The organism is Chamaesiphon sp. (assembly GCF_041737865.1).
Lineage (GTDB): Bacteria > Cyanobacteriota > Cyanobacteriia > Cyanobacteriales > Chamaesiphonaceae > Chamaesiphon.
The window spans coordinates 17947-30129 of sequence record NZ_JBGSQZ010000041.1; the positions used below are offsets into that span (position 1 = coordinate 17947).

Annotated in this window: 13 protein-coding genes and 1 pseudogene; 6 read left to right on the plus strand and 8 right to left on the minus strand. The window is 45.4% G+C overall.

All coding sequences use genetic code 11. The features are described from left to right. Nucleotides 1–24: 24 nt before the first annotated feature. The 4 genes from ACEW9J_RS02780 to ACEW9J_RS02795 form a co-directional block, all read right to left on the minus strand. A complete protein-coding gene (locus ACEW9J_RS02780) occupies nucleotides 25–288 on the minus strand; it encodes a hypothetical protein (RefSeq protein ID WP_373543622.1) in 264 nt (87 codons plus the stop codon). A gap of 135 nt (nucleotides 289–423) precedes the next feature. Continuing rightward, nucleotides 424–1353 (minus strand): slipin family protein, encoded by a 930-nt coding sequence (locus ACEW9J_RS02785; RefSeq protein WP_373543623.1) that lies wholly within the window; start codon nucleotides 1351–1353, stop codon nucleotides 424–426. 181 nt (nucleotides 1354–1534) lie between these two features. Further along, nucleotides 1535–3034 (minus strand): site-2 protease family protein, encoded by a 1500-nt coding sequence (locus ACEW9J_RS02790; protein ID WP_373543624.1) that lies wholly within the window; start codon nucleotides 3032–3034, stop codon nucleotides 1535–1537. Nucleotides 3035–3213: 179 nt separating this feature from the next. Further along, nucleotides 3214–3759: a DUF4330 domain-containing protein gene (locus ACEW9J_RS02795; protein WP_373543625.1), complete on the minus strand. Its 546-nt coding sequence runs from the start codon at nucleotides 3757–3759 to the stop codon at nucleotides 3214–3216. 333 nt (nucleotides 3760–4092) lie between these two features. Between ACEW9J_RS02795 and ACEW9J_RS02800 the strand changes: the two genes are divergently transcribed. Beyond that, nucleotides 4093–4401, plus strand: coding sequence for a DUF4282 domain-containing protein (locus ACEW9J_RS02800; RefSeq protein WP_373543626.1), 309 nt, complete (start codon nucleotides 4093–4095; stop codon nucleotides 4399–4401). 32 nt (nucleotides 4402–4433) lie between these two features. Here the strand turns inward: ACEW9J_RS02800 and crtD are convergent, their stop codons facing one another. Beyond that, on the minus strand, nucleotides 4434–5975 hold the full coding sequence (gene crtD, locus ACEW9J_RS02805; protein ID WP_373543627.1) for a C-3',4' desaturase CrtD: 1542 nt from the start codon (nucleotides 5973–5975) through the stop codon (nucleotides 4434–4436). Nucleotides 5976–6431: 456 nt separating this feature from the next. Here crtD and ACEW9J_RS02810 point away from each other — a divergent pair, with 456 nt between their 5' ends. Beyond that, nucleotides 6432–6635, plus strand: a complete 204-nt coding sequence (locus ACEW9J_RS02810; RefSeq protein ID WP_373543628.1) for a hypothetical protein — start codon at nucleotides 6432–6434, stop codon at nucleotides 6633–6635. Nucleotides 6636–6696: 61 nt separating this feature from the next. Here ACEW9J_RS02810 and ACEW9J_RS02815 read toward each other — a convergent pair whose 3' ends face one another. Both ACEW9J_RS02815 and ACEW9J_RS02820 read right to left on the minus strand, forming a co-directional pair. Continuing rightward, on the minus strand, nucleotides 6697–6855 hold the full coding sequence (locus ACEW9J_RS02815; RefSeq protein WP_373543629.1) for a hypothetical protein: 159 nt from the start codon (nucleotides 6853–6855) through the stop codon (nucleotides 6697–6699). A 37-nt stretch (nucleotides 6856–6892) separates the two neighbouring features. Then, nucleotides 6893–7456, minus strand: a pseudogene (locus ACEW9J_RS02820) (citramalate synthase); the annotation flags it as partial. A gap of 103 nt (nucleotides 7457–7559) precedes the next feature. On the opposite strand from ACEW9J_RS02820, the gene ACEW9J_RS02825 reads away from it, so the two are divergent. The 4 genes from ACEW9J_RS02825 (at nucleotide 7560) to ACEW9J_RS02840 (ending at nucleotide 10708) form a co-directional block, all read left to right on the plus strand. Beyond that, nucleotides 7560–7886, plus strand: a complete 327-nt coding sequence (locus tag ACEW9J_RS02825; RefSeq protein WP_373543630.1) for a 2Fe-2S iron-sulfur cluster-binding protein — start codon at nucleotides 7560–7562, stop codon at nucleotides 7884–7886. Nucleotides 7887–8202: 316 nt separating this feature from the next. After that, nucleotides 8203–8742 (plus strand): hypothetical protein, encoded by a 540-nt coding sequence (locus ACEW9J_RS02830; RefSeq protein ID WP_373543631.1) that lies wholly within the window; start codon nucleotides 8203–8205, stop codon nucleotides 8740–8742. 76 nt (nucleotides 8743–8818) lie between these two features. Further along, the gene (locus tag ACEW9J_RS02835) at nucleotides 8819–10336 is read left to right on the plus strand and encodes a SagB/ThcOx family dehydrogenase (RefSeq protein ID WP_373543632.1); all 1518 of its coding nucleotides are present in this window, start codon (nucleotides 8819–8821) and stop codon (nucleotides 10334–10336) included. A gap of 33 nt (nucleotides 10337–10369) precedes the next feature. Further along, the gene (locus ACEW9J_RS02840; protein WP_373543633.1) at nucleotides 10370–10708 is read left to right on the plus strand and encodes a hypothetical protein; all 339 of its coding nucleotides are present in this window, start codon (nucleotides 10370–10372) and stop codon (nucleotides 10706–10708) included. Nucleotides 10709–10750: 42 nt separating this feature from the next. Here the strand turns inward: ACEW9J_RS02840 and ACEW9J_RS02845 are convergent, their stop codons facing one another. After that, nucleotides 10751–11929: an RNA-guided endonuclease InsQ/TnpB family protein gene (locus tag ACEW9J_RS02845; RefSeq protein ID WP_373543634.1), complete on the minus strand. Its 1179-nt coding sequence runs from the start codon at nucleotides 11927–11929 to the stop codon at nucleotides 10751–10753. Between the last annotated feature and the right edge of the window lie 254 nt (nucleotides 11930–12183).

Genomic DNA, 12183 nt, shown 5'->3' on the forward strand with positions numbered 1-12183 from the left:
TGTATCGATCGGAATACCACATAATTATTGAGCAGCGTTGGTAAAAATGGCGATCGCCGTTGGGTTGGAAATTGAGATTCCGGTTAGTCGATCGTGAAGATCGATAATCTCAACATTCTGGATGAGGGTAGCATCTTTATCCAAGTGAACATTACTAATAATTCGATCGAGCTTATCGATCGGAATACCAAAACTAACTTCATCAATATCGAATACTACTAATTCGATCGTGGGTTCATTTTTAGCTGTTGTTTCAGACCATTTATTTGAGATAGTATTTGCGAACATATTCTATATTTATCGCTTCTGTGGGGGTTAAGCTGCTCGCATCGGAGCGGTATGTAGCCCTAAATCAGATCGCTAGGATCGGCTACTGGTGCGTTAAGGCTTGTGCCTCACACACCCTACATTAGTTTAGAATCGCTAGATCTGCTCTAATTTGTCTAATAGACTAACTTGTTGGGCTGGAGTCTGAGCTGGTGCGGGTAAGTTGAGTTGCTGCTCTGGACTGGGATTGAGTAGCTGCTCTTTTGGCGCGGCTACGTGGGCGATTTGGGGTGGCTGAGACTGACGATCCATAGCTGCCATATTGTTATTGTGGGCTGCTGTAGACCATTCTTTAGCGAGACTAATGATGTCAGAAGGAATCATCACCAAGGTCGTGGTATTATTTTCTGCACCAATTTCAGTCAACATTTGTAACCGTCGCAATTCTAATGCGGCGGGATTTTCCATCATCTGTTGAGCCGCTTCACTGAGTAACTTTGAGGCTTCTTGTTCGGCTTCAGCTTTGATTAGTCGAGCGCGTTTTTCTCGTGCGGCTTCAGCTTCTTTAGCCATCGCGCGTTGCATCGAGATCGGAATTTCGACATCTTTTAGCTCCACTCGCTCGATCTCAACTCCCCACGGTTCGGTGATTTCATCGACGATTTCTTGCACTTTGGCGTTGATTTTATCGCGACTTTGGAGCATATCATCGAGGTTATGTTGACCGACAATATTTCGCAAGGTGGTCATCGAAGCCTGATAGACAGCCATTTGATAGTTTTCGACGCGACTGATTGCCTTCATCGGATCGATGATCCGATAGTAGAGGACGGCATTAATTTTGATCGTGACGCTATCGGCGGTAACTGCCTCTTGGGGGGCGATATCGACAGTTTTGGTACGAATATCTACTTGAACTTTTTGGTCGAGGATCGGTGCGATGAAGTACAATCCCGGGCCTTTAATTTGCTGGAAGCGTCCCAAGTGAAAGATCACTCCCCGCTCGTACTCTCGATCGACTTTAATTCCTGATTTAACGATCGCTGCGGCGATCGCTGCTGCAATTAATAATCCAAATTCGCCCATGATTTTTAGCTGATTTAATGATTAATTATCGATCTTTCTAAGAATGAGTCTGGAGCATTTTGGCAATCGTCAAGGTAAAGTTAAAGCTTTATCTCCAACCCTCTAATTACTATTCCCTATTTTGTTTTCCTGCTACCACCTAAAGCCTAAAGCCTAAAGCCTAAAGCCTAAAGCCTAAAACCTAAAGCCCAATTCCTAGCTGTCCAGCCAACTCTGGACTAAAAGGAATTATCGTCGCCGCCATCAAAAATAGCGCGATCAAACCCAATACCGCGCGAGTATCGTTTGGCTCGGTGATTTCATCTAAACTAGGTCGTTCCAATCCGCGTTGGAGAAAGCCAACTAAGATCAGCCAATAGAAAATCACTAAGTTGGCAGGGTTAAAAAATGCCACCAATCCCAAAATTACTAAAGTAACCAGAGTGCTGCGTTGGGCTGTTTTGCGTCCATAAATCGCTTGCACGATCCTCCCGCCATCTAGTTGTCCTGCTGGCATCAAATTGAGGGCATTGATTACTAAACCCAACCAACCAATAATTACCAAAGGATGAATCGAGAGCGTCGCTTGATGTACTGTGGCACCGAGGATCGCCTTAGCAATAATACCAACTAAAATCGAACCTTGAAAAAATTGGGAGGGAATCTCTAATCCACCACCAGCATGGGATAACAGTAGACCGACTACCAACATTAGTAGGGAAACTAAACCACCCATTACTGGGCCAGCTAGAGCGATATCAAACAGCGTACTGCGATCGGGAATCAGCGATTCAAACCGAGTAATTGAGCCAAACGAACCAATTTGTCCGGTCGGTAGAAAGAATGGTAAACCGATTTTGACCTGCCGCATTTGGGCGAGTACTTGGTGTCCAATTTCATGAGCGATCAGGATCGTCCAGATCCCCAATACTAAAGGGACAATCTCCCGCGCCCGTTCGGTGTGTTCGTAGAAATCGAATCCTAAGAATACTCCCATCGCTTCCAAACTGGTGGCAATTGTCGCGACAAACATCACTACTGCGAGAATCTGTTGCCCGACTGTCGCTGGTTGCGGATCGTTACTGCTGGGCAAGACGACGACTACGGGACGCTCTTCGGGATCGGGAACGAGGAATAGACGGTATTTATCGCCAACTTTATTATGTAATTTGTCGGTCAAGCGTCTATGTACCTCGGTGGCATCACCACGCAAGTTACCCTTAAAAATTGCTCCCTGTTCGTAAGCCAAGGTTTCGGTCGCATAAAAGGTATCGATGCCAAAAATGCCTTTAATACTGCTCAAATCTGCATCTGGCATCGTCAGCATGTCCATCGCGATCGCGAGGGCTTGTGCGCCTGTTTCAGTGGGTATGACTGACTTTTTACTCTGTTGTTTAGTCTGAAACTCGGCAATTTTGAGGGCTGTTTCGGGATCTTGGGCTGCGAGTCGAACCTGGGTACCCAACCAAATATACAAAGTCGTGGAAATCACCAGCAACAGCAAAATTCCAGCTAGATTGATATACAAGCCAGCGGCAAATGCCCCAAAGCTCAACAGCCATGGAATCATTAGCACGGCTGATTGCAACCATGATAGGATACCAAATTTACCCAAGTCTCGATTCCGATAATAACCCCAGCCCAGAATACCGAGTGAGATTGTTAGAAGAGCGATTGTTGTTGTATTTTCTGCTGTAATCATTTGTGATAGTTAGATACTGGAGATAGGTTGCGCTTTTAACCACCTATCTATAGCATGACAGCAATATTCGGTAGCGGCTAGTACGGGTTTAATTCTCCATGCTTTATTTAGATCGTCAATTTTTTCCACTATCGACTATTCACTATTGACTATCCGCTATTCACCCACTACCCTAGAATTTAATTCTTCACTGGGGAGGGAGTATCTAGATAGCGGATGTCGATCACCGTGCCATTGAAATTATAATTGAGCTGATCGATTTCTACTGTAGAACCAATTTTCATTTTGGTATTGCCAAGTACCAGTCCCTCTTTGGTTTTCTGACCTTTCCCCGTGACTGTAACGATCATATCGACACTATAAGAGTCGGGTCTGGGGTCTTTCATCGCTTTGACAGTACCATCAGCTTGGGGTACTGCTAAGTTGCGATCGAGTTGGCGGACTGATTTGATATCGACTTGTCCGGCTGGCTGATTGCGAATCACAAAACTGAGTTTGCTACCTGGACTAAATTGCGTCATCAAGGAGTCGGGGTTGAGCACATTTAGCCCTCTGACAATCACATCAGCTTCTACTACTTGAGACTTATCTTGACCGTTAATTCGCCCCGTATTACCAGGCGATAGAAAAATCCCTACGACCACAAATAACATTACTAGGACAGCACCAATGTCGAGGAGGCTGACTTTGCCAAATAATCTACCTTGTCGATCGAGAATAGGCATAGATAAAACTTTACGGGAATTTAAGTGCGGACAAACTAGTGTCAGTCAACAGTAAGTATACAGCAAAGTAGTTGCTGGTACATCAGGTGACGATGTTCATTACAGCCCAGCTCACATCAGCTATTGGCTCCTGTTGCAAATTTACGCTGACGTACATCCGATCGATCGAGCGAAAGTGTCAATCTATCTACATATTAACCGCACAATTATCGATCGTAAACTACGCTCGTGTAAGTTTAATGTATGTATAAATATATGGATTTGTGCAAAGTGTATTATCAAATTTTAGTTATTTTAATATAATAAAAGCTTAATCTATGACAGCTAAAGATCGTGAGCCAAAGAAAAACTTTTTTCGAGTCATTATTTGATATTTCCTTTGCTAACTTTATTACGATTAGAATAATTGGTATTCTCTATGTCGTAGCGATCGCACTGGTTTCACTGGGATGTTTAGCCTTTTTGATTGGCTCCTTCAACAATGGCTTTGTCGGCGTCTTAACTGGATTAATCATTACGCCGTTGATTTGGATTCTTCAGGTGATTGGGTTTAGAGTTGGGCTAGAATCTTTAGCAGCTGCGATTAAAACTTCTGAAAATACTGCTCGGATGTTAGAAATTATGCAAAGACAAAATCCTTAAATTAATTGATAATTGATAATTGATAATGTGAATTAACCCAATACCTGCTGTTCGATTTGGCGAACGACAGTCAATGCCGAATAACTTACCCCCGCTGTACCCTCCCCAGGATGGGTAGAATCCCCCACCATCCACAGTCCCGCCACGGGAATCCGCGTCGCAAAGCCAAATGGCCCAAATGTCGAAACCCGTTGCCCGATACCGCCGACGATGCCCCGATCGCGTCCGGTATAATGCTCGAAGGTGCGGGGTGTACCTGCTTCAGTGACGACGAGATTTTCCGGTGCGAGATCGAAATATTCGCCCAATTTAGCGATCGCCGTTGCGGTATATTCAGCCTTCATCGCCTCATAATCGACCCCCTCGCCGTACCATTTGTGCGGATCGACAAATGAGGAGGCAATAATTGTTACCTTACCTTCAGGTGCGCGTCCGTCGCCTGGATGACTAACAGAGACAAATAACGAATTGTTCTCGCCGATGATGCCGTCGTAATCGTAGAGAAATTGCAGATGGGGCGGACATCCGGCGGGAATTGCCGACTCTTTTACGCCCAAATATACGACAAATGCACCCGAAGCTTGGGGTAAAGTCTTGACACGCGATCGATAGCCGTCGATGGATAATAGGGGAATCGGATTGGACTTGGGAGCCGCATCGCCGAGCAATCTAACCAAATCCTGGGCGGTGACATTTGCCACCACTTCAGCGGCGGTTTCTGTCCGAGTTTCACCCGTCTTTTGGTTGCGGATCGTTACGCCTGTAACTCCAGCCTCATCGCACTCGATCGATTCCACCGTATGCCGCATCAATAATTTGCCACCATCCCGCTCTAGGGAAGCCACCAAGCGATCGCTCAACACCTGCATACTCCCCTGAAGGTGATAGAGTCCTTGCGGGGTCTGAGACACGCCTAGAGCCGTTGCAGCGTATAATAGTGCTGTTTCTGCTGCCGTTACCTGCGAGTAGAGTTTGAGCTGAAGATCGAGAAATGTCCGCAGCCGTTTGTCCCCATCGAGTCCAAACCACTTGAGCGCGTCGCCCACAGTAGACAGCGTAAACGGTACGGTAATCAGCGTCCCCAATCGCAATGCGCCGACTAATTGCGTCACATCCCACAGATTGCGCGGGGGTAGGATCGGATCGCGGCTCTGGAACTCCCAACTAGCGGTAAATAATTGCTGTAGAAACTGCCAGAATGGTTCGCTCCCAGGGAACTGCTGTTGACGTTCGGCTTGCCAGCGTTCGGGATCGCGCCAGACACTAATCGGCGTGGTTTCACCTGGTAAAAATACCGCACAAGCCGGATCGCAGGGCACTGCTGGCGGTAATTCGATTTCGAGTTCGCTAAAGATCCGGTGATGAATACCACCTGGTTCCAATCCAGCTACCTGAGTCGCACCGACATCAAAGGTAAAGCCTTGCCGCTTGAATGTCGATGCACAGCCACCTGGGACGATCGCTTGGTCGAAGATGGTCACATCATAGCCCCGTTTCGCCAACAATGCACCTGCTGTCAATCCGCCGATGCCAGCACCAATAACTACAACTTTCGGAAGGGAGGACTTTGACATGTGCAAGATGCGGGAACTGCTGATGTTGATGTCTTTATCTTAACATTTCTACACTAATGACTGAGTGGATGAATACAGCACTTCCGGCAGCTATGAGGTACAGCCTAGTTCATGAAAGCTATTCAGCAAGTAGGCTAAGGATAAAAAAGTGTACCTCGTGACAGCCGGAAGTGCTGTAAGGAGGCTTTGAGTAAATTCTCATGAATAATTTACAATAGTTATCGATCGCTAGCATGGTGATGGCTACTCGGTTCCAGAGAAATCGCTACTCAGTGCGATCGCGTGTGGTCTGGACTTACAAAAAGGTGACGTTAAAATATGGAGATTAAAACATCCTCTCCGGGCGATCGTCAAGCGACAGCCAGGTATTATCAACGTCTCGAAGATGCCATCTGGATGTTTACCGATCGCGGAGAATGCTCATTGTAGATATCGATAAAATTAGGAGAAAATCACATGACTTTTACCTCAATTGCATCTAAATCGACTCACGATCTGACAGTTCTCAACACAATTAAACTTTCTAAAATTTCGGTTGCTGGTTCACTAGTCGCGATCGTCGGTGTGACAGTATTACAAAATTTACTCTGGATGCAGGTATCGTCTCCTGCCGAACTACCTACTCACCAACGACAAGCTGCATCAACCACAGTTAAATAGTGGTAAACACCTTAACAAAGAAGGTGGGCATTGCCCATCTTCTTTATATATGGATAAATTACTACTGCTTGGCGCGATGAATGATGACGGCAATTGCAACCAATAACAACGGTAATCCCCAACTAAAATAAGCTAAATATCCCCACAAAGCCCATACCCACCGCTCGGAGACAGGGATATATTCTGGTGTTGGAGAGTTATCGTACCAGTATAGGTTCATCCAGACCGCAACATAGGCGATCGCATAGATGATAAGAAGTCAGCTCTTGGGGCATTGTCCCCCCATTAGTATCGCAAAATACCAGCCAATCGGCACCAGATGCGATCGCAGTTTGCAGTGTTTGAATCGCGTATTCGGGATTTGCCTTGTAACCGTCGAACCAATGCTCCGCGTCGTAAATCACCCGCTTACCTTGGGAAATCAAGTACTCGATCGAGTCCCGAATCATCTCCAGATTATCACCTAGATCGGTCTTCAAGCCCTCGGCAACATGTAAATCCCAAGATTTGCCAAAAATCGTCACCCACCTCGTTCCAGCTGCTAGGATCGCTGCCAACATTTTATCTTCAGCCGCTAGTCCGCCTGGGCGACGCGTCGAGCAAAAGGCGACGACTTCTGCCTGTCTCAACGGTTCCAACTGCAACCGTCGAAAGAATTCCCCATCTTTAGGATTGGCACCGGGCCAACCACCTTCAATCCACGGTATCCCCAATTTGTCCAATTGTCGGGCAATTTTGAGCTTATCCTCTACAGCCAATGTCAAACCCTCCCGTTGCGCGCCATCGCGGAGCGTCGTATCGTAGATCTGGATCTGCTTCATAAAATTGCGCGAGAATAGAATCAGCTTTAAATTTATGCGGTTATGTAGCATTGTGCCCAAAGACGACGCAAAAGTTTAAAATATCCTCTATCCCATTACCCCTATGCCCCAAGTTACCGCCCAAGGAAAAAGCTTTATCTGTGAAACCGGAGCCAATCTCCGCCAGGTATTACTCGCCAATGGGGTCGATCTTTACAATGGGAATGCGCGGATAATTAATTGTATGGGAATTGGTACCTGTGGCACTTGTGCGGTGGAGATCGAGGGCGAAGTATCCGCACCAAATTGGAAAGATACTGCTAGACGAGCTTTTCCACCGCATACTTCGACTAGAAACCTGCGCCTTGCTTGTCAGACTCAGGTTTTGGGCGATGTTACTATGAGTAAATTTACCGCTTTTTGGGGACAGGGACTCGATCGCGCCTGGTAAAAATTTAGCATTTATTCAAGGTAAAGAGCATCCAAATATTGATGTGGTGGGCAGTGCCTAGGCTGTTGACTTTGTTGGCATTTCCGCATTTTTCGTTCAGACATTTTTTGGTGTCCCTGTGAGCGCAAATCCCATGCTCAACAAGGATTTGCGCTCACAGGGACATCGCCATTTTACATGAATTTCAACCCTCAAAAAGGGTACAGAGTCAACAGCCTAGGCACCGCCCACCCTACATTTGCGACAATAAACGGTGCGTTACGCTCCGCTAACACACCCTACAACTTAAAGCCTAAAGCCTAAAACCTAAAACCTAATGATGACTTTCCACATAGCCCAACTGATCCGTATCACTTTGAGCTTGCTGTACATCTCGCTGATGATTCCGCTTCCCTTCCTGGCGACATTTACCCATGCGGATGTGCCAGAGTGGTTGCTGTGGGTGGGGATTGGATTGGGATTTACGGCGTTGCAGGGGGCATTGAGTCAGCGAGTCGTTGTGGACGATCGATCGATCCAAGTCAATTATCCAGCATGGGTGCCCAAATTTTTTGTGAAAAGTTGGGAGGTAGCATGGAGTGATGTTAAAGATTTAAAAATGCGGACGACGGGACAAGGTGGATTGGTTTATTATTTTATTAATCGCGATGGTGAAGGTTTTTTACTGCCGATGCGGGTAGCAGGGTTCGATCGATTGGTAAAGCTAATTCAGCAATACAGTGCGATCGATACCACTGATGTCTATCCTCTGTCTCAGCCGTGGATGTATTTTGCTTTATTAGTACTGACTGGATTTTTATTATTAACCGACACTTGGACGATTTGGACAGCGATCGATTTGGGTCGATCGGCATAAGAATTAATATATTTGCTAACTAGCAAATTTATCAACTTAATATTCTTAATTTATATATTTACGATCGATAATTCTTATGGTTGAATCATTTGCCCAGCATTATCATCAGCGTACCAAGTACGATCCAGAGACGATCTCCTCCAAAAGTCAGGGGCTAGACTGGAGCCAGCAACCATCATCATACAAAGAGTATAAAATCGGTACGACTTACGATCTCAAACCATATCTAAAATCAACTAAACAAGATCCCGATAGTATTTGGTGGCAGAGATTATCATTGTTTTTATTGTGTAGTTATGGATTGACTGCTAGAGTTCAGACGATGGGCGAACCGATGTATTTACGAGCGGCTCCATCGGCTGGCGGACTATATCCAGCCGAGATTTATCTCGTATCTCGCGGCAATAAATTATTACCAGCCGGACTTTATAATTATCAAGTCAAAGATCATACTTTGATCCATTTTTGGGCGAATGATGTGTGGCAAAATGTCCAAGTCGCTTGCTTTATGCACCCAGCTTTGATGGCTGCCGAATTGACAGTGATTACGACGGCGGTGTTTAATCGATCGGCATGGCGATATCAAGATCGTGCCTATCGCCGAATTTTCTTAGATACCGGGCACTTACTCGCCAATATTGAATTAGCTGGATCGATGAATGGTTTCCGTCCCTACTTTATCGGTGGTTTTGTCGATCGAGATATCAATGAGTTGCTCTATCTCAATGCAGAGCAAGAAGGGGCAATCGTGGTAATTCCGGTTGTCGATCTCGATGCTCATCCCGATCTAGTAGTGCCATTTTTTCCTTCAGTGTTACCTTCAAGAATTAACTTAGAATACCCAGATTTAGCCGACGGACGACTATTAAACTATTGTCATCAAATGACTGAGATTACTGAATTTAGACAGTTACCAGCCAATCTGGTAGATGTCAACCCAGTTGAGCTAGATGATAAGTATAACTTCCCATTTTGTCTCAAAGTATCAACCAAAACTACTCCGATTGATTGGCAAGACAATCTACCACTATCGGGATTAGAAGATACCATTCTCAAACGTCGATCGACTCGGAGCTTTACAGGTGCAGAATTAACTCTCAACGATCTCAACGCGATCTTAGATTTTACTTATCAGCCCCAACATTATCTAAGTCAAAATTTAGATCCAAATCCCGATTATTTTGACTTGAGTTTAATTGAAACATTCGTGGCTGTATCTGGGGTGCAAGGATTGGAAGAAGGGTGTTATTATTATGCACCCAAAGCACAAGAACTGCGCCAGATTAGATTCAAAAACTTTCGCCAAGAGCTACATTATCTCTGTTTGGGACAAGAGTTGGGGCGCGATGCTGGAGCGGTAATCTTTCATACCGCCGATCTCAAAATGGCAGTCAAAAAATATGGCGATCGCGTGTATCGTTACTTACATTTAGATGCTGGACATTTGGGGCAAAGGTTAAATTTGGCAGCGATTCGTTTAGATTTAGGTGTCAGTGGAATTGCTGGATTTTTTGACGATCGAGTCAACGAAGTCCTCGGAATTCCTGAGGATGAAGCTGTATTGTATATTACTACTTTGGGACATCCAGCCTAAAGTCAGCTAGTCGATTTAGCCACCAAAATCATCATGATGAACACAACTAAAATTCAGATCGCAGTAATTAGCATAATTTTGACAATCGGGACACTATGCTCGATCGTCCCCGCACAAGCAAGTCCAACTATTAGCCCAGCCCAAGTCCAGCCCGCAACTATAAATGTGACTGGAACGATTAATAAAATAGCTGTAGAAGGCATCTGCTATCAACTAGCGGCTGACAACGGTAAAAAATACGAACTGATGGGCAAATTTCCCAAAATCGATGGTACGAAAGTGCAGGTAAGTGGAATTGTGAAGACAGATATGGTAACGATTTGCCAAGTCGGACAACCTTTGCAAGTCAAAACTGTGAAAGTGATTAATTGACTACTCTCAGCTCTAAAGAGCGGAGATTCCCTAGCTTCGCAACTAGGTTTTCTGTTTCTTTCCCTTACGGGTTTTTTGCAACTGCCCTTGAGAGGATTCTCTCTCAGGTCTTATGTTCGCTCCACAGACTGAAACGGCAAGTCCTGCCGCCAAAATGTTCTTACTCGCGTTTAAATCTCGGTCGTGGGTTGTCTTGCATTTAGGACATTCCCACTCCCGAATATTCAACGGTAACGAACCCACAATATGCCCACAATTCCCACACCTTTTAGAGCTAGGAAACCAGCGATCGATTTTAATCAGTTCTCGCCCATACCATTCGCATTTATATGCAAGCTGGCGAATCAGTTCGCCCCAACTAGCATCGCTAATGACAAGAGCAAGTTTATGGTTCTTCACCATGTTTTTGATAGCCAAATCCTCAACTACTATCGTTTGGTTTTCACGAACCAGTTGAGTTGTCAGCTTATGCAAAAAATCTTTACGAGCATCGGTAATGGCAGCGTGGACTCTAGCCACTTGCAATCGTGCTTTGTGTCGATTGTTACTCCCTTTTTGTTTGCGGCTCATAGCCTTTTGCACCCGTTTCAACTTCTTGCGGAGTTGCTTGAAGTGCTTGGGATTGGCAATCTTATCGCCATTACTGGTAGCAATCAGGCTAGTTATTCCAGCGTCGAGTCCAATCTGTTTATCAGATTTTGGCAGTTGAGAAATATCGGTATCTACCAACAAAGATGCAAACCAGCGACCGCTAGCTTCCAATTTAATAGTGATAGTCGATGGTTCACACCCTTCGGGCAAATCTCTACTCCAACGAATCGGCAAGGCTTCGGTACACTTAGCCAGAAAGACTTGTCCATTTTTCCATCGGAAAGCAGACTTAGTAAATTCAGCAGATCCGCCGCTATGCTTTTTCTGAAAGTTAGGATACTTAGCGTGTCCAGCCCAGAAGCTACCAAACGCCTTTTGAAGGTGTCGAAGCCCTTGCTGAAGCGGCACACAGCTAACTTCATTCAGAAACTCAAGATCGGACTCTTGTTTCCAACCTGTCAGCATGGTGGATGTTTGGTTGTACCCAACTCGCTCCTGCTTTTCATACCAAGCTTCTGTTCTAGCAGCTAAAGCTTTGTTATAGATTAGCCGCACACAGCCCATGGTCCGGCGCAAGAGACTCTCTTGCTCGGTCGTTGGATAAAAGCGGTACTTAAAAGCTTTCGGCATCCTCACATTCTACATCAAAAAGCGTGAGAATGCCGAAACCCGTGCAAGATGAAGGCGGTTAAAACCCTTTGGTCGGCTAGCCGACCATTAGCCGTGTCGTTTGTTGGTCGGGTCACCCGATTAGTGACAAGTTAAGCTTCAATCGCAATTGTCAAGCAGGTTTGACAATTTAACGATCGACCGTTTCATCGGACATTCAGCGATTGAATACATTAGCACTATCGATCGAGATTTTTGATATATGGTGCGATTGA

Bases quoted from the DNA above. Each gene is read 5' to 3' on its own strand.
- crtD (WP_373543627.1), bottom strand. From the start codon at position 5,975: ATGTCAAAGTCCTCCCTTCCGAAAGTTGTAGTTATTGGTGCTGGCATC.
- ACEW9J_RS02815 (WP_373543629.1), bottom strand. From the start codon at position 6,855: ATGAACCTATACTGGTACGATAACTCTCCAACACCAGAATATATCCCT.
- ACEW9J_RS02790 (WP_373543624.1), bottom strand. From the start codon at position 3,034: ATGATTACAGCAGAAAATACAACAACAATCGCTCTTCTAACAATCTCA.
- ACEW9J_RS02845 (WP_373543634.1), bottom strand. From the start codon at position 11,929: ATGCCGAAAGCTTTTAAGTACCGCTTTTATCCAACGACCGAGCAAGAG.
- ACEW9J_RS02780 (WP_373543622.1), bottom strand. From the start codon at position 288: ATGTTCGCAAATACTATCTCAAATAAATGGTCTGAAACAACAGCTAAA.
- ACEW9J_RS02825 (WP_373543630.1), top strand. From the start codon at position 7,560: ATGCCCCAAGTTACCGCCCAAGGAAAAAGCTTTATCTGTGAAACCGGA.
- ACEW9J_RS02830 (WP_373543631.1), top strand. From the start codon at position 8,203: ATGATGACTTTCCACATAGCCCAACTGATCCGTATCACTTTGAGCTTG.
- ACEW9J_RS02810 (WP_373543628.1), top strand. From the start codon at position 6,432: ATGACTTTTACCTCAATTGCATCTAAATCGACTCACGATCTGACAGTT.
- ACEW9J_RS02840 (WP_373543633.1), top strand. From the start codon at position 10,370: ATGATGAACACAACTAAAATTCAGATCGCAGTAATTAGCATAATTTTG.
- ACEW9J_RS02795 (WP_373543625.1), bottom strand. From the start codon at position 3,759: ATGCCTATTCTCGATCGACAAGGTAGATTATTTGGCAAAGTCAGCCTC.
- ACEW9J_RS02785 (WP_373543623.1), bottom strand. From the start codon at position 1,353: ATGGGCGAATTTGGATTATTAATTGCAGCAGCGATCGCCGCAGCGATC.
- ACEW9J_RS02835 (WP_373543632.1), top strand. From the start codon at position 8,819: ATGGTTGAATCATTTGCCCAGCATTATCATCAGCGTACCAAGTACGAT.